The sequence below is a fragment of the Pseudoalteromonas sp. US3C1004 genome (assembly GCF_048401065.1).
GTDB lineage: Bacteria > Pseudomonadota > Gammaproteobacteria > Enterobacterales > Alteromonadaceae > Pseudoalteromonas > Pseudoalteromonas undina.
This window is the reverse complement of record NZ_CP183073.1, coordinates 993,601-1,017,996: the sequence shown is the minus strand read 5'-3', so window position 1 is coordinate 1,017,996 and position 24,396 is coordinate 993,601. Positions and strand designations below refer to the sequence as shown.

Below are 24,396 nucleotides of genomic sequence, written 5' to 3'. Positions count from 1 at the left end.
CTAACAAAGCAAAATTATATTTTTCTCAGTCACTAACGCCATTAAGCTCGCTTTAATGATCATAAAAAACCTCAAAGTAAATACCGACTAATTGAAGTCGGTTCTCTACTTAATTACGGCAATCACCTAGAATATTGTCGAGATACTAAACCCACTCTACGGTTGCCTGGTTAACGCTGTGCAACTGATAGCTGACGGCTGATAGCTGATAGCTGATAGCTGATATTTTCACTTTCCTGCAGACGTAAAAAAGCCCGACTCTTTCGAATCGGGCTTTCTCTTATTTGGAGCCTGGTAATGTCCTACTTTCACATAACAAATGCTACACTATCATCGGCGCTGTTTCGTTTCACTACTGAGTTCGGCATGGGGTCAGGTGGGTCCAAAACGCTATTGTCACCAAGCAAATTTGGGTGTCAGTCCGTATCGCTACGCACTAACTAAAATTTGGAATTTCTGATAATAAAGTCTTCTAGTATCTACTTTAGTTATATTAACTTCTTCGCTTGTTTCACTATCACATAAAACGCGTTTGGCGTTGTATGGTTAAGCCTCACGGGTAATTAGTACAAGTTAGCTTAATGGCTCACACCACTTCCACATCTTGCCTATCAACGTTGTAGTCTTCAACGGCCCTTCAGAGACTTTAAAAGTCTAGTGAGAACTCATCTCGAGGCCTGCTTCGCGCTTAGATGCTTTCAGCGCTTATCAGTTCCGAACGTAGCTACCGGGCAATGCCATTGGCATGACAACCCGAACACCAGCGGTTCGTTCACTCCGGTCCTCTCGTACTAGGAGCAACCCCTCTCAATTCTCAAACGCCCACGGCAGATAGGGACCGAACTGTCTCACGACGTTCTAAACCCAGCTCGCGTACCACTTTAAATGGCGAACAGCCATACCCTTGGGACCGACTTCAGCCCCAGGATGTGATGAGCCGACATCGAGGTGCCAAACACCGCCGTCGATATGAACTCTTGGGCGGTATCAGCCTGTTATCCCCGGAGTACCTTTTATCCGTTGAGCGATGGCCCTTCCATTCAGAACCACCGGATCACTATGACCTACTTTCGTACCTGCTCGACGTGTCTGTCTCGCAGTTAAGCTGGCTTCTACCATTACACTAACCGTACGATGTCCGACCGTACTTAGCCAACCTTCGTGCTCCTCCGTTACTCTTTGGGAGGAGACCGCCCCAGTCAAACTACCCACCAGGCACTGTCCGTAACCCCGATTCAGGGGCCAACGTTAGAACATCAAAACTACAAGGGTGGTATTTCAAGGACGACTCCACAAAAACTAGCGTCTCTGCTTCTAAGTCTCCCACCTATCCTACACATGTAGGTTCAATGTTCAGTGCCAAGCTGTAGTAAAGGTTCACGGGGTCTTTCCGTCTAGCCGCGGGTACACAGCATCTTCACTGCGATTTCAATTTCACTGAGTCTCGGGTGGAGACAGCGTGGCCATGGTTACACCATTCGTGCAGGTCGGAACTTACCCGACAAGGAATTTCGCTACCTTAGGACCGTTATAGTTACGGCCGCCGTTTACCGGGGCTTCGATCAAGAGCTTCTCCGAAGATAACCCCATCAATTAACCTTCCGGCACCGGGCAGGTGTCACACCGTATACGTCATCTTGCGATTTTGCACAGTGCTGTGTTTTTAATAAACAGTCCCAGCCACCTGGTCACTGCGGCTCCAATCAGCTTAGAGAGCAAGTCTCATCACCAATCGGAGCGTACCTTCTCCCGAAGTTACGGTACGATTTTGCCTAGTTCCTTCACCCGAGTTCTCTCAAGCGCCTTAGTATTCTCTACCTGACCACCTGTGTCGGTTTGGGGTACGATTCGGTATAATCTGAAGCTTAGAGGCTTTTCCTGGAAGTATGGCATCAGCAACTTCATCACCTTGGTGACTCGTCTCGTGTCTCAGCCTAACAGCAACCCGGATTTACCTAAGTCACTAGCCTACACACTTTCACATGGACTACCATCGCCATGCTTGCTTAGCCTGCTCCGTCCCCCCATCGCAATTATACCAAGTACGGAAATATTAATCCGTTTCCCATCGACTACGCCTTTCGGCCTCGCCTTAGGGGTCGACTTACCCTACCCTGATTAACATGGGATAGGAACCCTTGGTCTTCCGGCGTGCGGGTTTTTCACCCGCATTATCGTTACTCATGTCAGCATTCGCACTTCTGATACGTCCAGCATACCTCCCGGTACACCTTCAACCGCTTACAGAACGCTCCCCTACCACTCAGAATAAATTCTGAATCCGCAGCTTCGGTGCATAGTTTAGCCCCGTTACATCTTCCGCGCAGACCGACTCGACCAGTGAGCTATTACGCTTTCTTTAAAGGATGGCTGCTTCTAAGCCAACCTCCTGGCTGTCTGGGCCTTTCCACATCGTTTCCCACTTAACTATGACTTTGGGACCTTAGCTGGCGGTCTGGGTTGTTTCCCTCTTCACGACGGACGTTAGCACCCGCCGTGTGTCTCCCGGATATTACTTTACGGTATTCGGAGTTTGCAAAGGGTTGGTAAGTCGGGATGACCCCCTAGCCTTAACAGTGCTCTACCCCCGTAAGTATTCGTCCGAGGCTCTACCTAAATAGATTTCGGGGAGAACCAGCTATCTCCCGGTTTGATTAGCCTTTCACTCCTAACCACAGGTCATCCCCTAACTTTTCAACGTTAGTGGGTTCGGTCCTCCAGTTGATGTTACTCAACCTTCAACCTGCCCATGGCTAGATCACCGGGTTTCGGGTCTATACCTTGCAACTATTCGCCCAGTTAAGACTCGGTTTCCCTACGGCTACCCTAATCGGTTAACCTCGCTACAAAATATAAGTCGCTGACCCATTATACAAAAGGTACGCAGTCACCCTCGAAGGGCTCCTACTGCTTGTACGTACACGGTTTCAGGTTCTATTTCACTCCCCTCACAGGGGTTCTTTTCGCCTTTCCCTCACGGTACTGGTTCACTATCGGTCAGTTGGGAGTATTTAGCCTTAGATGATGGTCCACCTATATTCAGTCAAAGTTTCACGTGCTCCGACCTACTCGATTTCACTTAAAATGCGTTTTCATGTACGGGACTATCACCCTGTATCGTGGCACTTTCCAGAGCCTTCCATTAACACATAATAAGCTTAAGGGCTGTTCCGATTTCGCTCGCCGCTACTATCGGAATCTCGGTTGATTTCTTTTCCTACGGGTACTTAGATGTTTCAGTTCTCCGCGTTCGCCTCGTTAACCTATGTATTCAGTTAACGATACCTGCAAGCAGGTGGGTTTCCCCATTCGGAAATCCTAGTCTCAAGTGCTTTTTACTAGCTTGACTAGGCTTATCGCAAGTTAATACGTCCTTCATCGCCTCCAACTGCCAAGGCATCCACCGTGTACGCTTAGTCACTTAACCATACAACCCAAACGGGTCTTTGTTTTGTGACAGTTTAACTTCGCCAGAAGTTAATATTGAATACTAAAGTAGATACCAATTAATCCGAGGATTAAATGGCACTGAATGATACTGCTATCATTCTTTTTTACTTTTGAAAACTCTGTACAAATACAATGTATTCATACGAATTTTATTATCAGCTTTTCCAAATTTTTAAAGAGCATATTAATTAGTAAACTCAAAGAGTAAAACTAACTAACAATCATCTGTGTGGACACTACGAACAAATAAGTTCTAAATCGTATAAGGAGGTGATCCAGCCCCAGGTTCCCCTAGGGCTACCTTGTTACGACTTCACCCCAGTCATGAATCACTCCGTGGTAAACGTCCTCCCGAGGGTTAGACTATCTACTTCTGGAGCAACCCACTCCCATGGTGTGACGGGCGGTGTGTACAAGGCCCGGGAACGTATTCACCGCGTCATTCTGATACGCGATTACTAGCGATTCCGACTTCATGGAGTCGAGTTGCAGACTCCAATCCGGACTACGACGCACTTTAAGTGATTCGCTTACCTCTCGCAGAGTTCGCAGCACTCTGTATGCGCCATTGTAGCACGTGTGTAGCCCTACACGTAAGGGCCATGATGACTTGACGTCGTCCCCACCTTCCTCCGGTTTATCACCGGCAGTCTCCTTAGAGTTCTCAGCATTACCTGCTAGCAACTAAGGATAGGGGTTGCGCTCGTTGCGGGACTTAACCCAACATCTCACAACACGAGCTGACGACAGCCATGCAGCACCTGTATCAGAGTTCCCGAAGGCACCAAACCATCTCTGGTAAGTTCTCTGTATGTCAAGTGTAGGTAAGGTTCTTCGCGTTGCATCGAATTAAACCACATGCTCCACCGCTTGTGCGGGCCCCCGTCAATTCATTTGAGTTTTAACCTTGCGGCCGTACTCCCCAGGCGGTCTACTTAATGCGTTAGCTTTGAAAAACAGAACCGAGGTTCCGAGCTTCTAGTAGACATCGTTTACGGCGTGGACTACCAGGGTATCTAATCCTGTTTGCTCCCCACGCTTTCGTACATGAGCGTCAGTGTTGACCCAGGTGGCTGCCTTCGCCATCGGTATTCCTTCAGATCTCTACGCATTTCACCGCTACACCTGAAATTCTACCACCCTCTATCACACTCTAGTTTGCCAGTTCGAAATGCAGTTCCCAGGTTGAGCCCGGGGCTTTCACATCTCGCTTAACAAACCGCCTGCGTACGCTTTACGCCCAGTAATTCCGATTAACGCTCGCACCCTCCGTATTACCGCGGCTGCTGGCACGGAGTTAGCCGGTGCTTCTTCTGTCAGTAACGTCACAGCTAGCAGGTATTAACTACTAACCTTTCCTCCTGACTGAAAGTGCTTTACAACCCGAAGGCCTTCTTCACACACGCGGCATGGCTGCATCAGGCTTGCGCCCATTGTGCAATATTCCCCACTGCTGCCTCCCGTAGGAGTCTGGGCCGTGTCTCAGTCCCAGTGTGGCTGATCATCCTCTCAAACCAGCTAGGGATCGTCGCCTTGGTGAGCCATTACCTCACCAACTAGCTAATCCCACTTGGGCCAATCTAAAGGCGAGAGCCGAAGCCCCCTTTGGTCCGTAGACATTATGCGGTATTAGCAGTCGTTTCCAACTGTTGTCCCCCACCTCAAGGCATGTTCCCAAGCATTACTCACCCGTCCGCCGCTCGTCAGCAAAGTAGCAAGCTACTTTCTGTTACCGCTCGACTTGCATGTGTTAGGCCTGCCGCCAGCGTTCAATCTGAGCCATGATCAAACTCTTCAATTAAAAAGTTTTATGTCTTTCGACAGCTCAATGAATTCTGAATTTATTTAATATCTTTCGATATTGAATTGACTGTGCTGCAATTCTTTCCTTAAGTAAAACCTAAGTAAGTTATTGCTGTTGGTCACTCAGTTTCAATTGAGACTCTAAATTTGTTTGCCTCACTTAGTAAACTAAGCTTGGCTGTTAGAACTCAATCTGTACGAGTGCCCACACAGATGATTGCTTTATATTGTTAAAGAACGTTGCGATTAAAGCGTTAAACTTTATCTCGCTAGGGCTGCGCATATTACGCTTTCCTATTTTTTTGTCAACACTTAATTTTAAACTTTTTAAAAAATCTAAACTCAAGTTTTACTCGACTTACTAAGTGTCTTGCTTGCCTCGCTAAGCGTTGCCTGCTCTGCCGTCTCAGTGGGGTCGCATTATAGGGCGAATCGATTTTAACGCAAGCGTTTTTAAACGCTTTTTTGCATTTAATTTTTACCCCAAAGATACCCCACCCAGACACACAAGATACCCACAAAACCCTGTGGATAACTCATTTTTTTGCGCTGTTTACTAAACTATTTACCTTGCTTGTGGTAAGTTGCGGCGCATATTTACAACTCGTTCACTAGGCAACACACATGACAGATATAATAAATAGTATAAGTGGTCTCTTATGGGGTCATATTTTAGTGTACTTATTAATAGCCGCTGGGCTATTTTTTACCATACGTCTTGGTTTCATCCAATTTGTACAATTCCCACACATGATTAAAGTCATGTTTCAAAGTCGCCAAGGGTCAGATGGCGGTATTTCCTCTTTTCAAGCTTTCTGTACTTCTTTAGCCGCCCGTGTTGGTACCGGTAATATGGCAGGTGTTGCAGTCGCACTTTATTTAGGTGGTGCTGGTGCTATTTTTTGGATGTGGTTAATTGCTTTGATCGGTATGGCCACTAGTTTTGCAGAAAGCACATTGGCTCAAGCTTACAAAATACGCGATGAAGAAGGCAACTTCCGTGGAGGCCCTGCTTATTATATGGAATACGGACTTGGCAAGCGCTGGATGGGCATCGTGTTCTCACTATGTTTAATTTTAGCCTTTGGATTAGTTTTTAATGCGGTACAGTCAAACTCTATCGCTGCAGCTTTTGAAGTCGCCTTTGGTATTCCTAACTATATAGTAGGTATTGCACTTGTAATTGGTTCAGGCATCATCATATTTGGTGGCCTAAAAACAATTTCACGATTTGCTGAATTAGCAGTGCCATTTATGGCTGCTGCCTACTTAATTGTTGCACTATATATATGTGCTGTAAATTACACTGAGTTGCCTGATGTGTTTATGCATGTAATTAGAAGTGCCTTTGGTCTTGAACAAGCTGGCGCTGGTGCAATTGGTTATGGTGTTATGCAAGCAATGATCCAAGGGATCAAGCGCGGATTATTCTCAAACGAAGCGGGTATGGGTAGCGCAGCTAACGCTGCAGCAACTGCAACTCCTAACCCACCTCACCCTGCATCACAAGGTTATGTACAAATGCTAGGTGTCTTTGTAGATACCATTATAATTTGTACAGCTACCGCTGCACTTATTTTATTATCAGAACAGTTAGTACCAGGCTCTGATGTAACGGGTATAGCACTTACACAAGCAGCGCTTGAGGAACATGTTGGTAGCTGGGGTGCAATATTTGTTGCAGTCGCTATTTTGTTTTTTGCTTTTACATCAATTGTAGCTAACTATTCTTATGCAGAAACGAACTTATTGTTTTTAGAGCATAACCATGCATCTGGCATGCTGATCTTCAGATTATTAGTGTTAGGTATGGTGATGTTTGGTGCCCTTGGTGAATTACCATTAGTGTGGACTCTAGCTGATGTGTCTATGGGCCTAATGGCGATTGTAAACGTAATCGCGCTATTTATGCTCTCAGGAGTTGTGGTATGGCTTGCCAAAGATTACAACGCTCAACGACGTGCTGGAAAGTTACCGACGTTTGATCCAAGTAAAAACAACAAGCTTAATAAAACTATTCCGAAAGGTATTTGGCACAAATAACTTTAAAGAGATTTAAGTTAAAAACCCGAAACGGCCATGGCCATTTCGGGTTTTTTATTGTCTAGTACCCATTCGTTTAATTAAGTAGTCTATTTTGAGGTAGAGAAATCGTGTTAATAGCAAAGCAACAATTTCGATGTTTATTAGCGTCAAGTTTCGACTCTCAAAATGATTAAGTATTATTGCGGATTGGTATAAGCCTCGTCTTTATACCAATTCGCTTAATTAAGTGGTCTATTTTGAGGCTGGAAAAACGTGTTGATAGCTAGGCAAAAAATTTGCTATTTAGTTGTTCTAAATGAGACTTTTTTAACGCAGCTAGTGACACGTTTAGCTCCGTAAAATGATTACGTATTATTGCGGATTGGTATTATATTACTAATAGCAGTACCCACCTAGTGAGACCCAATCAAACACATTAGCATCATCAAACTTCTCATACCTCCTTATAAGCGATTAGTTAAGCAGTTTACATCAATACTCTTAATAAATTTTGTGGCATTGTAATGGTGTTAATAGAAATAAGCGTATGCCGACTTTCGCTTATGTATCAAACGAAGCACAGCCACACCTCCATTTAAGAGCCTTATACCACTGCTTTTTATATAAACCGCTTAGTATTAGGTAGTCTATTTTGAGGTATAAAAGTCTTATATAGCAAAGCTTAAATTTAGTGTTTTGTTCTAAATGAGAGTTTTTTCTGTAGCTACCGTCAAGTTTAGCTATAAAAAAGATCAAAGGTAATACATTGATGGGATAGGCTTTTTAAAAAATGTGAGACATAAAGGTTTTAAACAAACGAAATAATTTTGTGTAAGGAATAGATACTAGTTTGATGATGCGATTTTATAATTAATGGTTTAATCAAATAATGGTTAAACTAGAATAAACAAGGAAAGTATAAAGTGGTGCCCGAGGCCGGACTTGAACCGGCACGACTTGTTAGTCGAGGGATTTTAAATCCCTTGTGTCTACCAATTCCACCACTCGGGCATCGAGTTTGCTAATTAAAGCGTGTGGAGTAATTATTTGGAGGCGGAACCCGGAGTCGAACCGGGGTAAACGGATTTGCAATCCGGTGCATGGCCACTCTGCCATTCCGCCTAAACATATCAAATAATTTGGAGCGGCACACGAGGCTCGAACTCGTGACCTCGACCTTGGCAAGGTCGCGCTCTACCAACTGAGCTAGTGCCGCATAAAACTTTATCAGTAATTTGTACGTTGGTGCGCGACCATGTCGCGGTAAAACGTTCTGGCAACTGAGTTAGTGCCATAAATAAGTATTTATCAAACTTTTAATTAACTTGGTCAATAATTAAAAGTGGTGCCCGAGGCCGGACTTGAACCGGCACGACTTGTTAGTCGAGGGATTTTAAATCCCTTGTGTCTACCAATTCCACCACTCGGGCATCGAGTTTGCTATTTAAAGCAAGTGGATAAAACTAATATGGAGCGGCACACGAGGCTCGAACTCGTGACCTCGACCTTGGCAAGGTCGCGCTCTACCAACTGAGCTAGTGCCGCATCATATTAATTCTAAATAATTTTTATAAGTTACATATTGGTGTATGTAACCAAACCACAAAGTGGTGCCCGAGGCCGGACTTGAACCGGCACGACTTGTTAGTCGAGGGATTTTAAATCCCTTGTGTCTACCAATTCCACCACTCGGGCATCGAGTTTGCTAATTAAAGCGTGTGGAGTGTTGATTGGAGGCGGAACCCGGAGTCGAACCGGGGTAAACGGATTTGCAATCCGGTGCATGGCCACTCTGCCATTCCGCCTCAATACTAGGTTAGCTTTAAGATAAACTGGAGCGGCACACGAGGCTCGAACTCGTGACCTCGACCTTGGCAAGGTCGCGCTCTACCAACTGAGCTAGTGCCGCTTTATGTTTATCTAGGGGGCTATGCCCTCTCAACACGGACGCATTCTACAGAGATTATTAAACGCGTCAACACAAAAAATGCTACTTTTGAACTGTTTGATTATTTTTTATCTAAAATGGTGCGTTATTAGACGTTTACAATCAATTTTTGGTCAATTCTCCCCATGCTGCAACTAAATATTGCACCATAGAACTAAGCGTTAAAAATGTGGCTATATAAAGCAAGCCATAACTTAAATACATCATCCAGCTATCGTACTGCCAAATTAAACCGATAATGGCTAACATTTGAGCTGCGGTTTTTAACTTACCCATATCGGATACAGCTACGTTACCGCGTTTCCCCTGTTCAGCCATCCATTCGCGTAGCGCCGATATAACAATTTCACGGCTAATAATAATAAGCGCGGGAATGGTCATATACAAAGATTGGTAATGCTCAGATAATGCAACCAAGGCAGCACACACCATTACTTTATCAGCAACCGGGTCTAAAAATGCACCAAAAGGCGTTGATTGCTCAAGTTTACGGGCTAAATAGCCATCAAGTATATCTGTGATCGAAGCCAGCCAAAAAATAAAGGCAGCAACAAAGAACGCCCATGAATAAGGCATATAAAATATCACCAAAAAAATGGGGATAAGAAAGAGTCTAAACGTTGTGAGTGTGTTTGGAATATTCCACATAACTACTTGGATATGTCTTTTTTTCTATATTCGCACATAGGGCTAGCCCTTGTCATGCAAATGGTTAAATATCTTCTCAGCCATGTCAGGACTGATCCCAGGAACTTTCTTTAGCTGTTCTATATTAGCAGCTTTTACACCTTGCATGCCCCCTAAATATTTTAATAATGTTTGTCGACGCTTTGAACCTACGCCATCTATTTCCTCTAATAATGACTGAGTGCGTTGTTTTTGCCGCTTATTACGGTGCCCTGCAATTGCAAAACGATGGGATTCATCGCGTATATGCTGGATCAAATGAAGCGCTGGTGCATCAGAATCCATAGGAATTGTTTTACGCCCGCCATCTATAAGCAAGGTTTCAAGACCTGGCTTACGGCTAGTGCCTTTTGCAACACCGACTAATAGCGGCATTTTTGAATGCGGCCAGTTTTCGAAGTATTGCTCTGCTCTACCTAATTGACCTTTACCACCATCGATAAAAATAACATCGGGAATTTTCTCCTCATCAACCAACTTGTTGTAACGTTTGTTTAGTGCAAATTCCATAGCGGCGTAATCATCACCACCGGTAATACCGGTCACGTTATAACGACGATACTCTTTATTGTTAGGGCCTTGAGAATCAAATACAACACAACTGGCCACTGTGTTTTCACCCATGGTGTGACTGATATCAAAACATTCCATGCGATTAATATCATCAAGACGCAAAGTAGCCTTTAATTGCGCATAACGCTTATTTATCGAGTCTTGAGTGCTTTGCTTAACCGTAATACTATTTAATGCATTTTTATTCGCTAACTGTAAGTACTGTGCTCGCTCACCACGGGTAACCACTTTAAGCGATACTTTACGTTCACTAATTTGGGTCAAGGCTTCACCTAGTGCATCACTTTCTTCTATTTCAAATGGTAAAATGATTTCTTTAGCAATGCGCCCTGTCGCACCTGGGGCTAAATAATACTGGCCTAAGAAAGAGGTTAAAATTTCTTGCTCTTGTGAGTCTTTAGGCACCTTTGGAAAATAAGTTTTACTACCCAGCACTTTATGATCGCGAATCATTAATAGATGAATCCCATTTAAACCGTTTAAATGGGCAAAGCCGACCACATCCATTTCCGCAAAATTGCCGGAGATAGATTGCTGCTCCTGCATTTTACGCAGCAACATAATTTGGTCGCGAACTTTAGCTGCAAGTTCAAAATTAAGCTGCTCACTGGCTTTTTCCATTTTAGCAATGAGATCGGCTATTACTTCATGAGATTTACCAGTTAAAAACTTGCGGACATAATCAACTTGCTGCGCGTATTCATCTTCAGAGACTTTATTAACACACGGCGCAGAACAACGTTTTAATTGATACTGTAAGCAAGGGCGACTACGCGCACGGTAGTAGGCATCTTCGCATTGACGTACCGGAAATATTTTTTGCATTAAGCGTAAGCTTTCAGAAACCGCCCCCGCGCTTGGAAACGGACCAAAATATTCACCTTTTACTTTTCTGCTACCACGATGAAAGGCTAAGCGAGGATGCTTATGATTTGTGAGCAGTATATAAGGGTACGACTTATCATCACGTAACAGAATATTATAACGTGGCTGATATTTTTTAATGAGGTTGTTTTCGAGCAGTAAAGCTTCTGTCTCTGTATTAGTAAGCGTGACTTCAATATTACAAATATTACTTACTAAAACACGGGTTTTACTATCGGTTATATTACTACGAAAGTAACTACTTACCCGCTTTTTTAAACTTTTAGCTTTACCGACATAGATAACTTGGTTGTCATTATCGAGCATGCGATAAACGCCAGGCTCACTCGATAATGTTTTTAAAAACTGGACATGATCAAATTCAGACATATATACCGACTAGTAAGAGATATCTATATCAATCATTTTGTAACGTATGGCTAAATGAGTAAGCTCTACATCGCCTCCTACGTTAAGCTTTTCAAACATGCGATAGCGATAACTGTTTACTGTTTTAGAACTTAAATTTAAGCGATCAGCGATATCCTGTGCTTTTTCACCTTTGGTGATCATCAGCATAATTTGTAGTTCACGCTCGGATAGGCTTTGAAATGGGTTTTCATCGGTACGCCCGGTTACCTGCGCAAGTGCAATCTGTTGCGCTATTTCTGGAGCAATATAGCGTTGTCCTGCATGCACACAGCGTATAGCGCGAACCATTTCATCAGATCCAGCACCTTTGGTTAAAAAGCCATGAGCACCAATTTGCATGACCTTACTTGGAAATGGGTCTTCGCAATTAACAGTAAGCACAATAATTTTTACATCAGGGCAGTAACGGCAAATCTTTTTAGTTGCCTCAAGCCCGCCCATACCAGGCATGTTCATATCCATTAATACTATATTTGGCGCATGTTGACGACAAAACTGTACAGCCTCTTCGCCTGTTTTAGCTTCACCTATTACTTTAAAACCACGTATGTCATCAAGAATACGTCTGATCCCTGTGCGCACAAGTTCATGGTCATCAACTAAAAGTACGTTAATCAATGGAACACCCTCACTAGCCTAATAAGATGCAAGTTAACAAAATTAATTTTCAACATTAGCATAGATACGACGAAACCATAACTAATATTATGCTTTCGCCGTCGGTCGCTATGACCCAATATTGTCAAAGCGTATTTACCTATCGTAGGTAAATACACCATAGTGATTTAAGCTGAGGCTTTTTCACTAAAACGGTCTACCCACAAAGCAATGATACCGTCGCCAGTTACATTACACGCAGTGCCGAAGCTATCTTGTGCAAGGTACAGCGCAATCATTAGTGCCACTGCACCTTCGTTGAAACCAAGCATGCTAGTTAATAAACCTAACGCCGACATTACTGCACCACCTGGGGCGCCTGGCGCTGCAATCATCACAACACCTAACATCATAATGAATGGCAACATAGCCATTAATGAAGGTACTTCCATGCTAGGCGATAAAAACATTACAGCCATAGCACAGGTAACTATTGTAATTGTTGAACCTGACAAATGAATAGTGGCGCATAATGGCACTGTAAAGTTAGCTACATCCTCTTTAACGTTATTTGCTTTACTTGATTGCAAAGATACTGGAATGGTTGCCGCACTCGACATGGTTCCTAATGCAGTAAAGTACGCAGGTAACATATTTTTAATTAGCTCAATAGGATTACGCTTAAGTAATAGGCCTGAGGTAATGTATAAAACACTCAACCATAACCAATGCATCACTAATGCAGCAATAAGTACTACACCAAATGCTTGTAATGTATCAACAACGGTGCCTGCTACGGTCATTTCAGCAAATACACCCGCAATGTAAAACGGTAATGCCGGAATAATTACTTTTGAAAGTAAACCATCAATAATATCGCGCCCCTGATCAGACACAGTTTTTAATGTGTCTAAGCCAAGCTGGCTCATACCAATACCAAATACAAATGCTGTAACTAAAGCAGTCATTACACCCATTAACGGTGGAATTTCTAAGTCAATAAAGCTTCCTACTTCGGTCACTGCTTCAGCTTCAAATGAAATACCGCCGCTTAAAAACGGAATAACCGCTGTTACTAATAAAAACGCTAAGGTACCGGCTATAATTGTTGAGCCATACGCAAAACCCACCGTTTTCCCCAGTAGATGCCCTGATCCTTTAGGAAGCCCGGCAATCCCAGAGGCAATAAAAAATAAAATAATCAGTGGAATTGTAAAACTAATAAGCTGGCCGATAAGCTCTTTTACTGTGTATAAAAGCTCAACGCCAGTTAAGGGAATGTAGAGCCCGACTAAGATACCGGCCACAATACCGGCAATTAATTTTAAGATTAACTTCATGGTGATTACTTTATTGAATTTAGATAATGTGTTTTTACCATGTTTTGAATAGTTTGTGTCAATAAACTGTTCAACCGCAGTTCATTTGCACAATTAAACAACAAAATATAAGTGTGTTGTGTTGATTTGTTTAAATAACGACTACATAAAGAAAAGATAAAGTACAAAGTTAAAAACGAACAAATGATTTCAAGTTCGCCTTTTTAATAACTAAAAAATTAACAGATTGAGTTTTTAGTTCAATCCGTTATAAGCGTAATTAATATATGTTATAGCCAAAGCTTACTTTAACTTTTTTTATCTCACAGTAAAGTAGGCTTATAAAGTTAACAGAATAGCTGTTAACGTGTTGATCAGATTGTACCTAAAGGAACATTATGTCTACTATTTTTGAAGATAACTCACTAAGCATCGGTAACACACCGTTGGTAAAACTTAACCGTGTTACAGGTGGGAATGTATACGCTAAAGTTGAATCACGTAATCCTAGCTTTAGTATCAAATGCCGTATTGGTGCATCAATGATTTGGGAAGCTGAAAAATCAGGTCAACTAACCAAAGACAAAGAACTTATAGAGCCAACATCAGGCAATACGGGTATTGCATTGGCATTTGTAGCGGCTTCTCGCGGTTACAAACTAACGCTTACAATGCCAAACACCATGAGCTTAGAACGTCGTAAACTATTAAAGGCACTCGGTGCTAACCTAGTGCTCACAGATGGCGCTAAAGGCATGAACGGCGCTATTGCTAAAGCCAAAGAAATTCAAGCAGCAGACCCAGATAAGTTTATTTTGCTACAACAGTTCGAAAACCCAGCAAACCCTAAAATTCACTTTGAAACAACGGGCCCAGAAATTTTTAATGCACTTGATGGCAAAATCGATTTCTTTGTTGCAGGTGTTGGTACTGGCGGCACTATTACAGGTGTTAGTCGTTATCTTAAAAAAGAGAAAGGCCTTAATGTAAAATCAATAGCTGTAGAGCCAAGCCACTCGCCAGTGATTAGCCAAACACTTGCCGGTGAAGAGGTAAAACCAGGACCACATAAAATACAAGGCATTGGCGCAGGCTTTATTCCTGGGAATTTAGACCTATCAATTATTGATGGCGTAGAACAAGTATCTAATGATGAATGTATCGCAATGTGTCATGAACTAATGAAAAAAGAAGGGATCTTAGTCGGTATTTCATCGGGTGCAGCCGTGGTTGCAGCAAAGCGTATTGCTGAGCGTCCTGAAAATGCAGATAAAAGCATTGTGGTTATTTTACCAAGCGCAACAGAACGTTACTTATCAAGCCCCATGTTTGATGAAGAGTTTTCCGAACAAGAGCTTGTTCAGTAATCGAACAACACTATTAAAAAAGGATGTTTTTTAACATCCTTTTTTATTGCTTTTTTAATAAGTTAACACCTATTTAGTCCTATCCTCTTTACATCTCCTCCATTCCATCACACACTTTGTGTATGAGTAATCAACCTGACCAAATATGAAAACAATTTTAACTTCTTTTGTGCTCATTTTTAGTATTTTGATCGTTGGCTGTAATGACAATACTAAACCTAAAGAACAGTACATTGACAATGATCGTCCAGGCGATACCGCCACAGTGTATTTTGATGCGCTTTATAATCAACATAACTTGCAAAAAGCCAGTAATTTCGCAACGCCTAAGCTAGCTCGCATAATGAAATCTTACGGTACAGCAAAACAATTTGCCCGTAGTCTTATTAATTTACAATTCGATGAAGTGGTAATTGAAATTGATATGTCAAATTCAAGCCTGCGAGAACAGTACGGTAATCACGCTAAGATAAATATTGTATTTACTGGTTATTTTAATGGAAAAAAAATTGATGACTTTCGCAGTATCGAAATGCTAAAAATAAAAGGTAAATGGTACGTAGATAAAATCATCGCCGATCCTTATGGGCGCTGATCAACGTTCAATCTAAAAATATATAAAAAAGCCTTAAATTATAAGTTTAAGGCTTTTTTAGTGCTTGAGTACAATGTTAGAAATCTTCAGGTTTAAAATTATCTACCGCAATAGCCTGCATTCGTAATTTATTAGCATGATGCATAGCTTCAGCATCTAATTTAGTAAGTAACTCATGCTCAAGAGCGTACTCAATAGCTTGTTCAATATCAAAAGTTGCAGGTACCTTACCTTTTCGTTGCCACTGCTTTAAATGTTTAAATTGATTTTGCATGTCGTGCATCGCTAAAAAAGCATTTTCCATCACTCCAGTGCCTGCCTTCTCATCGATGTAGCACAAATGAGTAAGCCTGTTTCGAAACACGCCTGGTTGAGTCATGTGTTCACAAATACTTTGTGAAGTGGTATCACTTGGTTTGTGATAATGATTACCTAACGGAAACACAATGCGTTTAAGGGCAAAGTTAACCACCGGGTTAGAGAAATTTTTAAAGAAACCGTCAAATGCTTGACCTATTTCATATAATGACGTCTCTATTGCATACTTAACAAAAGGTAAATCAGCTTGTTGACGCCCTTCATCTTCAAAACGTTTTAACACGGTAGAAGCAATATACAAATGACTTAATACATCGCCTAAACGTGCCGATATCATTTCTTTGCGTTTAAGTTCACCACCTAACATCAACATTGCAACATCTGTTGTAAACGCAAGTCCTCGGCTCATTCTCCCTAATTGTTTATAGTAGGCCGCGGTTTCTCCGCACACAGGTGCTTTGGCAAAGTGGCTGCGAGTTAAACCATGCACTAAAGCCATGCTTGCATTGCTAATAGCAAACACTATGTGGTTCATCAATAGACCATCAAATTGCTCTAATGCCGCGTCATCATCTTCCATTGAAGCCGCTTCCATTTCTTTTAATACAAACGGATGACAACGAGTAGCGCCTTGGCCAAATATCATTAAATTACGAGTTAAAATATTAGCGCCCTCAACCGTAATCGAAACCGGAATACCCATATAGCCATGTGCTAAATAGTTATTAGGCCCAACCTGAATCCCTTTACCTGCATGAATGTCCATCGCATCATTCATTACTGTTCGACCCATTTCGGTCATATGGTATTTTGCAATAGCTGTTACTACTGATGGACTTAGTTTTAAATCAATAGCACCAGCTGTCATTAATCTGCACGATTCCAGCGCATAAGTTAGGCCACCAATACGTGCTAACCCTTCTTGAACCCCTTCAAATTGACCAATTGACACACCAAACTGTTGTCGAACAACAGAGTAAGCCGAAGTCATTTTAGCCGCTAAATGCCCTGTTGCAGTGCTTAATGCCGGTAACGAAATACCACGCCCTGCACTTAAACATTCAACTAGCATGCGCCAACCTCGTCCTGCCCCTTGCTGACCACCTATAATCCAATCAAGCGGAATAAATACATCTTTACCGTACGTTGTGCCATTCATAAACGCCATATTTAGGGGGTAATGACGCTCACCTGTTTTAACACCTGGGTGATCGGTTGGAATGAGTGCACACGTAATGCCAAGCTCTTTTTCATCGCCTAACAACCCATCTGGATCGTACATTTTAAATGCAAGCCCTAACACAGTCGCAACTGGCGCAAGTGTGATATAGCGTTTTGACCAATTTAAACGCAGCCCCAACACTTCCTTACCATCATGCTCGCCTTTGCACACCACACCAGAATCAGGAATACTGCCAGCATCTGAGCCAGCCTCAGGGCCCGTTAATGCAAAACAAGGCACATCGTCGCCTTTTGCAAGGCTAGGTAGCCAGCGCTCTTGTTGCTCAGTTGTTCCGTAGTGCAGTAATAACTCACCAGGACCTAAGCTATTGGGTACCATGACCGTCACGGCGGCTGTTAAGCTTTTAGTCGCAATTTTTGACACTATGGTGGAATTAGCAATAGCAGAGAATTCAAGACCCCCAAATTTTTCTGGGATGATCATTGCAAAAAACCCTTCGGTTTTTAAAAAGTCCCAAACCTCTTTAGGTAAATCTTTGTCTTTTTGTACAATTTTATAGTCATCAAGCATGGCTAATAAAGTTTCAACTTGATTATCTATAAATGCAGTTTCTTTTTCACTTAACTGTGGACGCGGATAGTTGTGTAATTTTTGCCAATCAGGATCACCACTAAATAGCTCGCCATCCCACCAAACATCGCCTGCTTCCATGGCTTCTCGCTCTGTTTGCGATAATGGCGGTAATACTTTTTTAAACATTTTAAAAGTGGGTCGGGTAATTAAATTAAGGCGGATATCTTTAATTGCAAACACCACGATCACCACAACCAGCAATATAATAAATACTGACATAAACACATTCCTTTACAGTTATAAAAACATTGATTTAATTATGACCGATCTTAATTTAAATACAATGGGCTGTCAGAGGAGTGCCACTAAATGATGAGCCGATTCTATTGTAATTAAAATATAACGATAAAGTAGAGTTACGCATTTATTACACACAGCAAAAAGCCCACAAAGTGTGGGCTTTTTACTACTTAACTGGTTTTAATTTATGCGATTAAACGCTTAATTAAAACTGAAAACGCATGTTAGCAAAGTAAGCATCGTTATCTGAGTCATCTGCGTTGTTGCCGTAACCCACTTTTAAACCAATGTTTTTATTGATGAAGTGTTGAGCACCAAAGCTGTAGTTGTCTTCTTTATCGTAAGATGCAAATACAGAAGTCGCTTTAGAGAAGTAGTAGTTTGTTTCTACGTTCCATTGGTCATCTGCTTCGTCAAGGCTTACAAATGTACCTTCTACTGTTAAGTAGTTACCTTGTTGTAAATCAACAAAGTATTTAGCAGCTACTGAACGAGAATCAAAATCATCATCTGATTCTACAGTGATACCTACGTAATCTGTATCGTTTAGCATGTGGTTGTATGCTAAAGAAAAGAATGTAACGTTATCACCATCTTTTTGATCAACAAATCTTACTTTTGCAAGTAAATCTGGGTTAAAGAAATAACCAGCAGAAAGTGTGTATGACTCGTTGTTAGAGTTGTAATCAGCATTTTGGTAAGACGCACCAACAACAAAATCTTCAACGAAGTATTCACCGCCAATAGCAGTCACATCGCCAAAATCGTCATCAGCGTAGCCACCAAATACGTTGCTTTGCTTATTGATGTATTCGAATTGATCGTATGGACCTAGTGTGCTCTTTGGAGAGAAGTAGTAAGTAGAGTCCACGCTGATAGTATCGTTGTTATCAGTATCTGTGTAGTTTAAGTTACTGATTGATTGATAGCTATCTGCAGCGTGTGCAGCACTTGATAATAAAAGACCTGAAATAATAATTGCTAACTTTTTCATAATGAAACATCCCTATGTACATTGTTTTTGTACTTTAACTACATTGCTAAAGTGGGGGTATGCTAACGCCGCGAAACTGAACGAAAACTGAATCAAGCAATTGTATTTGTTAGGGAATTTGTAAGAAAGTGTTGGAGTAATTTATGTTAAAGTAATCGCAACAAACTGTAAACAATTACTTTAATTTTACACCGATTTTTGTTTGTTTCTATAATGAATACTGGCTAATTATCCTATAAACATCATTTATGTTATCACCAGCTTTAAAGTCTTTGCTAATTGGCGTTGGATCAGATCCAACCCAAATTTTCAGTTCTGCATCTAAATCAAAGTGCCCCGCACTTTCTTTGCTGAACTTAGTTATCTTAGAGTAAGCAATACTGATCATTTCCATTTTAGAACCAGTCACACCTTGTTTATCTAATAAAATTAGTCGCTTATTAGTAAAGATAAACATATCACGAACTACTTTATACGCCTTTTCAACTCGCTCACCTTCAATAAGCGTATTAGCCAATACTTTTTCTAAATCGGCATCATCCACTTCACTGGCGTTACCCATTAAACCACTAAATAATCCCATTACAGTTTCTCCTGTTTAAATATTTGATTTTCTAGAGTATGACCATTTACTAACTGCCTATACTGCCAATTATGTTGGTGGCAAAATTGCAATAGCGCGATGTCAAGTGAATCGCTAGTTGGTTGATACTCAATCACATACTCTTTATGTTGGCTCATATAAACACGACTCACACCCTCAATTGCTTGCAGTTGTTGCTCCACATTTTGATACGCTTCACTTAGCATTAAGGTATAAAAGTGCTTATCAGTATTCGCCGCTTTAGTTTGATGCTCGCTTAATATGCCTTTATCTAAATGTAGTACTTGGGAGCAAAGTCGTTCTAGTTCAGTTAAATCATGAGAGCTTAAAATAAACGTCGCTTGAGACGATAGCTCAGACACCAGCTCTCTGACCTCTCTGGCATGAATCGGATCAAGCCCTGCGGTGGCTTCATCTAACATTACAATTTGCGGTGAACCAATTAATGCTTGTGCTATGGTTACACGCTTGCGCATACCGTGAGATAAGTCCCCTGCGCGGTTTTTTGCAACCTCGCTAAGACCCACTAAATCTAATACTCGAAGTGCCTCTATTTGGCTTTGCTTGCTGCCCATACCTTGTAGCTTGGCATAAAAGCTAAGTTGTTTATCTATATTAAAACGCGGATCTAGCTGTGCATCTTGTGGTAACGCACTCACTTTATTAAATAAAGCCGCGCTACCTGGTTTATGGCCGAGTATTTCAAGCTCACCCATGCTAGGCGCGATATAGCCACACAACAAACTAAATAAAGTGGTTTTCCCTGCGCCATTAGGGCCAACTAATGCAACTGGCGCGCCTTTTTGAATCTCAAAATTCACATTATCAAGAGCCAGTTTTGAGCCGTATGATTTACTTAAATTACGCCCTGTTATTAATGATTTCATAATGAGCTCCTTGCAAAAATACGTTGAGCAACTGCAAGTAACACCGCTGTTTGCACAAGTGGAATAGCTAATGCGCTCAATAACGGTAAGTTTTGTCCAGCTAATAACTCTATTTGCACACCAGGGAATAAATAATCAAGCACACTTAATGCGGGTATTTGCCACTCCAGTAATCCAACAATAATGCCGCCGGCTGTGAAATATAAAATAGCTAATACAATAGATAAGCGAGATGAGCTCGCAAAAGTATTAATTAAGCTCATTAAGGCTACAAACGGCGTAAAAGTAACAATGAGTATTAAAAATATTGAAACAGCACGACCAAGGCCACCAGCAAGTAAGCTCGGCTCGCGAAACCCGAGCACCGCCAATGTCGCTATAAGCGTGATGCCAACTAAACAGGTTAGTACCGCTAACTGCCCTAAAAATCGACCAAAGAGTATTTCAAAGCGAGTTGAGCGTAATGATAAAAACCTTAGCGTACCGCGCTCTCTGTCACCGACGGTTTGATCACTACAAATAAATAAGCTAAAAACAGGAAAACTATACAAAGCAATAAGCCAATACATAGCAAATTCGGCTTCAGGCCAATCAAGTAACTTACTTAATCCAATAGAGCCGGAAATATCACGGGCTATTTGTTCAAAGTCTGGCGAGCTGATTATACCTACAGCTTGGCCTATGGGGTAACGTAAAATAACAAGCCACACTAGCGCAAAAGCCGCCAGTGCAATAAGCCCTCGTTTAGTTAAAAACATACGTACCAGCTCAAAACCCGCGATTTGGGTTAAGCGCCCTACGTTAACTGGTGATGGTGTTGCCATTGACTATCCTTAATGACGTTGTTCATACTTTAAAATAAGCGTTATTTAACAACACTAAGTGTAAACACGTTGAATTGCTAGCAAAAAAAAGCCTACTCAGAGGTAGGCTTTGTAACAAATAATGTAATTTAAACAATTAATAATTATAAATGTTGCTCATAAATAGCTAATGCTTGCTGTAAGTCGGCAATTAAATCTTCAACATCTTCCAAACCAATGTGCAAACGAATAACAGGTCCATGCTCCCATCCTGTTTGCGAGCGCAGCCCTTTCATCGATAGGTTTGCCGTTACTAAGCTCTCGAAGCCCCCCCACGAAAAGCCCATTTTGAAATGTTGTAAGCTATCTAAAAAAGCATCTATGGCGTGTTGATTACCCGCTTTCATTACAAACGAAAATAAACCATTACTGCCGTCAAAATCGCGTTTGAAAAATTCATGGCCTGGGCATGTTGTAAACGCAGGATGACGAATATGATCAACCAACGCATGTTGCTCAAGCCATTTTGCTACTTCTAGCGCGGCTTTTTCATGCTGATTTAATCGCACTGCCATGGTACGCAAGCCTCGTAGTGCCAAATACGCATCATCTGCACTGGTGCATTGCCCGAGTAAATAAGAGTGTTCACGAAGTGTTGGCCAATACTTTTTATTAGCTACAGCAACCCCCATCATCACATCAGAGTGGCCAACAATATATTTGGTGGCGGCTTGAATACTAATATCAACACCATGTTCAAGCGGGCGATAATGCAAGCCATTGCCATAGGTGTTATCAAGCACTGTCATTACATTATGATCGTTTGCCACTTTTACCATGGCGGGAACGTCTTGAACTTCCATGGTAATTGAACCCGGAGACTCTAAAAACAACATTTTGGTATTGTCTTGAATGTACTCTTTTATGTCTGCGCCAATCATTGGCGGATAATAGGTCGTACTAATACCCAACCCAGCTAATATCTTGTCGCAAAAATCACGGGTTGGCTCGTAAACAGTGTCCACTATTAAAATATGATCACCGGACTTTAAAAGCGATAACAGAGTTTGGCTTATCGCTGCCGCGCCACATGGGTATAACGCACAGCCCTCACCGCCTTCGAGTTCGGTAATTGCCTCTTGCAGAGCAAAATGCGTAGTGGTGCCACGACGGCCATAAAATAACGTTTTATCACCGCGTGTTTTAGCCGCTTCTTTAAGCTCACTCACCGAATCAAATACAATCGTTGATGCACGCTGAACTACCGGGTTCACTACCCCATGGGTGTACGCTTTTTTGCGCCCTGATGACACTAATTGGGTATTTTTATTTTTGCTCGACATGATTCATCCTTCTATCTGAGTACGCCAATATTCAATTAAATAACGCGAAATCGAATCAGCTCTAGGTAGCTTTAAATGCTCCCCCTCGTGTTGCCAATCTTTAAATTGCGCAAGTTCTTGGCGAGAAAACCATCGTGCATCTTCAAGTTCATCTTGCTCTGTGCTTATTTCATCACTGCTTGCTGTGGCAATAAAACCAAGCATGATTGATGAAGGAAACGGCCAAGGTTGAGAAGCAATATACTCTGCTTTCTCCACGGTAATACCCGCTTCCTCTTTTACTTCTCGGATCACGGTTTGTTCAAGGGTTTCACCTGGATCGACAAACCCGGCAAGCGAGGAAAACAATCCTTTTGGCCAAGTTGCTTGGCGACCCAATAAGCAGCGTTCAATCCCATCAGAAAATGTTTTAGTTACTACCATAATAACGGCTGGATCGGTACGCGGAAAAGTTTGGTGCATACAGGCTGCGTTGTCGCATAAACGTGAATGCCCCCCTTCAACTAAGTGATTTTTGGTACCACAGCGACCACAAAAACTATGAGTGGCATGCCAGTAACACAACCCACGAGCAAGCGCTGCATTTGAGCCATCTTCAAGTGCTACTTGAGTACCATATTGACGAATATCTGCAAACTGGGCATCACCAACAATCGTTGCTAATAACGACTCTTCGAGTTCAGTTACGTCTAGCGCAAATACGGCATTATCCTGTTTATTTGATCCTAAAAGAATAGCCTGCGTTAAATCTAAATGTGCCACTTGTTGGTAAGCTAAATACACCACCTCAGGGCTACTGTTAGCAAATAAGGTGTGATTGCCTTTAACTAAAAGCCATAAACTGTCTGCTGTTTTTTTTGCGTCTACCCAAGTAGGGTCTTTGCGCGCATTTGAGCCTCTGTCTAATGGCATATTACTGTAGTTAAGCATGTAATTCCTTGATACTAATTGAATCTTAAAATTACCATACTCATCCACTAAACCCAATTTATTATCGCCATAAAAAAAGCCTAAATTAGGCTTAATTAATCTATGCACCCGTTGTATTAAATACTCTCATGATCAACGCAAACATTCTGCTCAAAAATAAATCAAAAATACAATACTTATACTTTTTAAAGTAGTAGCTGTTTGTCAATTAAATGAAATTGCTCGGCACTTTGCTTAAGTACCTCTGCGGTTAATTTATCAGCACCGTATACATCACACGGAACATCATATTGATTTTTTAAATGCCCAAGTAATAATGCAAAGTCACCGTCACCCGAGAGTAAAATAACTTTATCAAGCTGCTTCCCCTGCTCTAGCATATCTATGGTTATACCCACATCCCAATCGCCTTTGGCACTGCCGTCACGGCGTTGAATAAAGGGTTTTAGTTTTACTTCAAAGCCAATAGCGCGCAAAATATTTTGAAACTGATTTTGCTTTTCATCACCTCGGTATATTGCATAGGCGAACGCACATTCTATATCGTATTGTTGCTCCATCATTCGCCAAAAGGCATTGTAATCAAAGTTTTTACCGTAGCTTTCGCGACAGGTGTAATAAATATTTTGTACATCGACAAAAATACCTACACGAGGTTTACTGCTTTGTTGTGAGGTCATTCTTATGTCCCAATGAGTAATACTTGCAATTGCGTGTTAAGTAACCTAAATTAGTTACCAAACCCAATGTAACCAAATACGGTTACATTTAACAATGTAACCAAATTTAGTTACATATAAA

Annotated in this window: 15 protein-coding genes, 8 tRNA genes and 3 rRNA genes; 3 read left to right on the top strand and 23 right to left on the bottom strand. The window is 41.7% G+C overall.

Features of this window, described 5'->3' with window-relative positions; all coding sequences use genetic code 11:
* Positions 1-289 precede the first annotated feature (289 nt).
* The 3 genes from rrf to ACNSN3_RS04765 all read right to left on the bottom strand — a co-directional run bounded on the left by rrf (position 290) and on the right by ACNSN3_RS04765 (position 5,251).
* Positions 290-404 (bottom strand): 5S ribosomal RNA (gene rrf, locus ACNSN3_RS04775).
* 138 nt (positions 405-542) lie between these two features.
* A 23S ribosomal RNA gene (locus ACNSN3_RS04770) occupies positions 543-3,427 on the bottom strand.
* Positions 3,428-3,713: 286 nt separating this feature from the next.
* Positions 3,714-5,251: ribosomal RNA gene (locus ACNSN3_RS04765) — 16S ribosomal RNA — on the bottom strand.
* Together the 16S, 23S and 5S rRNA genes form the textbook arrangement of a ribosomal RNA operon.
* A 626-nt stretch (positions 5,252-5,877) precedes the next feature.
* On the opposite strand from ACNSN3_RS04765, the gene ACNSN3_RS04760 reads away from it, so the two are divergent.
* Positions 5,878-7,296 (top strand): alanine/glycine:cation symporter family protein, encoded by a 1,419-nt coding sequence (locus tag ACNSN3_RS04760; RefSeq protein WP_010391487.1) that lies wholly within the window; start codon positions 5,878-5,880, stop codon positions 7,294-7,296.
* Between the two features lie 906 nt (positions 7,297-8,202).
* Here the strand turns inward: ACNSN3_RS04760 and ACNSN3_RS04755 are convergent.
* The 12 genes from ACNSN3_RS04755 to ACNSN3_RS04700 form a co-directional block, all read right to left on the bottom strand.
* Positions 8,203-8,289, bottom strand: a tRNA-Leu gene (locus tag ACNSN3_RS04755).
* A 37-nt stretch (positions 8,290-8,326) separates the two neighbouring features.
* Positions 8,327-8,400: transfer RNA gene (locus ACNSN3_RS04750), tRNA-Cys, on the bottom strand.
* Positions 8,401-8,418: 18 nt separating this feature from the next.
* Positions 8,419-8,494: transfer RNA gene (locus ACNSN3_RS04745), tRNA-Gly, on the bottom strand.
* Positions 8,495-8,621: 127 nt separating this feature from the next.
* Positions 8,622-8,708: transfer RNA gene (locus ACNSN3_RS04740), tRNA-Leu, on the bottom strand.
* Between the two features lie 39 nt (positions 8,709-8,747).
* Positions 8,748-8,823 (bottom strand) — tRNA-Gly (locus ACNSN3_RS04735).
* Positions 8,824-8,886: 63 nt separating this feature from the next.
* Positions 8,887-8,973, bottom strand: a tRNA-Leu gene (locus tag ACNSN3_RS04730).
* 36 nt (positions 8,974-9,009) lie between these two features.
* Positions 9,010-9,083 (bottom strand) — tRNA-Cys (locus ACNSN3_RS04725).
* Positions 9,084-9,111: 28 nt separating this feature from the next.
* Positions 9,112-9,187, bottom strand: a tRNA-Gly gene (locus tag ACNSN3_RS04720).
* Positions 9,188-9,328: 141 nt separating this feature from the next.
* Positions 9,329-9,874 carry a CDP-diacylglycerol--glycerol-3-phosphate 3-phosphatidyltransferase gene (gene pgsA, locus ACNSN3_RS04715; protein WP_036933597.1) on the bottom strand — a complete coding sequence of 182 codons (546 nt, stop codon included), beginning with the start codon at positions 9,872-9,874 and terminating at the stop codon, positions 9,329-9,331.
* A gap of 42 nt (positions 9,875-9,916) precedes the next feature.
* Positions 9,917-11,740 carry an excinuclease ABC subunit UvrC gene (gene uvrC / locus ACNSN3_RS04710; RefSeq protein ID WP_055013395.1) on the bottom strand — a complete coding sequence of 608 codons (1,824 nt, stop codon included), beginning with the start codon at positions 11,738-11,740 and terminating at the stop codon, positions 9,917-9,919.
* Positions 11,741-11,749: 9 nt separating this feature from the next.
* Positions 11,750-12,400 carry a UvrY/SirA/GacA family response regulator transcription factor gene (gene uvrY, locus ACNSN3_RS04705; RefSeq protein WP_010391483.1) on the bottom strand — a complete coding sequence of 217 codons (651 nt, stop codon included), beginning with the start codon at positions 12,398-12,400 and terminating at the stop codon, positions 11,750-11,752.
* Positions 12,401-12,567: 167 nt separating this feature from the next.
* Complete coding sequence (locus ACNSN3_RS04700; protein ID WP_010391481.1) at positions 12,568-13,719, bottom strand: dicarboxylate/amino acid:cation symporter; 1,152 nt, start codon at positions 13,717-13,719, stop codon at positions 12,568-12,570.
* Positions 13,720-14,096: 377 nt separating this feature from the next.
* On the opposite strand from ACNSN3_RS04700, the gene cysK reads away from it, so the two are divergent.
* Both cysK and ACNSN3_RS04690 read left to right on the top strand, forming a co-directional pair.
* The gene (gene cysK / locus ACNSN3_RS04695) at positions 14,097-15,065 is read left to right on the top strand and encodes a cysteine synthase A (protein WP_054202191.1); all 969 of its coding nucleotides are present in this window, start codon (positions 14,097-14,099) and stop codon (positions 15,063-15,065) included.
* Positions 15,066-15,210: 145 nt separating this feature from the next.
* Positions 15,211-15,660 (top strand): hypothetical protein, encoded by a 450-nt coding sequence (locus ACNSN3_RS04690; RefSeq protein WP_010391478.1) that lies wholly within the window; start codon positions 15,211-15,213, stop codon positions 15,658-15,660.
* Positions 15,661-15,736: 76 nt separating this feature from the next.
* Here the strand turns inward: ACNSN3_RS04690 and ACNSN3_RS04685 are convergent, their stop codons facing one another.
* The 8 genes from ACNSN3_RS04685 to ACNSN3_RS04650 all read right to left on the bottom strand — a co-directional run bounded on the left by ACNSN3_RS04685 (position 15,737) and on the right by ACNSN3_RS04650 (position 24,275).
* Entirely contained in the window at positions 15,737-18,013 is a 2,277-nt protein-coding gene (locus tag ACNSN3_RS04685; protein ID WP_418608659.1) for an acyl-CoA dehydrogenase, read from the bottom strand.
* Between the two features lie 226 nt (positions 18,014-18,239).
* Complete coding sequence (locus tag ACNSN3_RS04680) at positions 18,240-19,028, bottom strand: putative porin (RefSeq protein WP_010391475.1); 789 nt, start codon at positions 19,026-19,028, stop codon at positions 18,240-18,242.
* A 208-nt stretch (positions 19,029-19,236) separates the two neighbouring features.
* Positions 19,237-19,611: a PH domain-containing protein gene (locus ACNSN3_RS04675; protein ID WP_036983105.1), complete on the bottom strand. Its 375-nt coding sequence runs from the start codon at positions 19,609-19,611 to the stop codon at positions 19,237-19,239.
* Positions 19,611-20,519: an ABC transporter ATP-binding protein gene (locus tag ACNSN3_RS04670; RefSeq protein ID WP_055013391.1), complete on the bottom strand. Its 909-nt coding sequence runs from the start codon at positions 20,517-20,519 to the stop codon at positions 19,611-19,613. Before ACNSN3_RS04670 ends, ACNSN3_RS04675 begins: the two co-directional genes overlap by 1 nt.
* The gene (locus ACNSN3_RS04665) at positions 20,516-21,343 is read right to left on the bottom strand and encodes an ABC transporter permease subunit (RefSeq protein WP_010391471.1); all 828 of its coding nucleotides are present in this window, start codon (positions 21,341-21,343) and stop codon (positions 20,516-20,518) included. The genes ACNSN3_RS04670 and ACNSN3_RS04665 overlap by 4 nt, the downstream gene beginning before the upstream one ends.
* 143 nt (positions 21,344-21,486) lie before the next feature.
* On the bottom strand, positions 21,487-22,665 hold the full coding sequence (locus ACNSN3_RS04660; protein WP_418608658.1) for a cystathionine beta-lyase: 1,179 nt from the start codon (positions 22,663-22,665) through the stop codon (positions 21,487-21,489).
* Positions 22,666-22,668: 3 nt separating this feature from the next.
* Positions 22,669-23,595: an NAD(+) diphosphatase gene (gene nudC, locus ACNSN3_RS04655; RefSeq protein ID WP_418608657.1), complete on the bottom strand. Its 927-nt coding sequence runs from the start codon at positions 23,593-23,595 to the stop codon at positions 22,669-22,671.
* 185 nt (positions 23,596-23,780) lie between these two features.
* Positions 23,781-24,275, bottom strand: a complete 495-nt coding sequence (locus tag ACNSN3_RS04650; protein ID WP_054202185.1) for an NYN domain-containing protein — start codon at positions 24,273-24,275, stop codon at positions 23,781-23,783.
* Between the last annotated feature and the right edge of the window lie 121 nt (positions 24,276-24,396).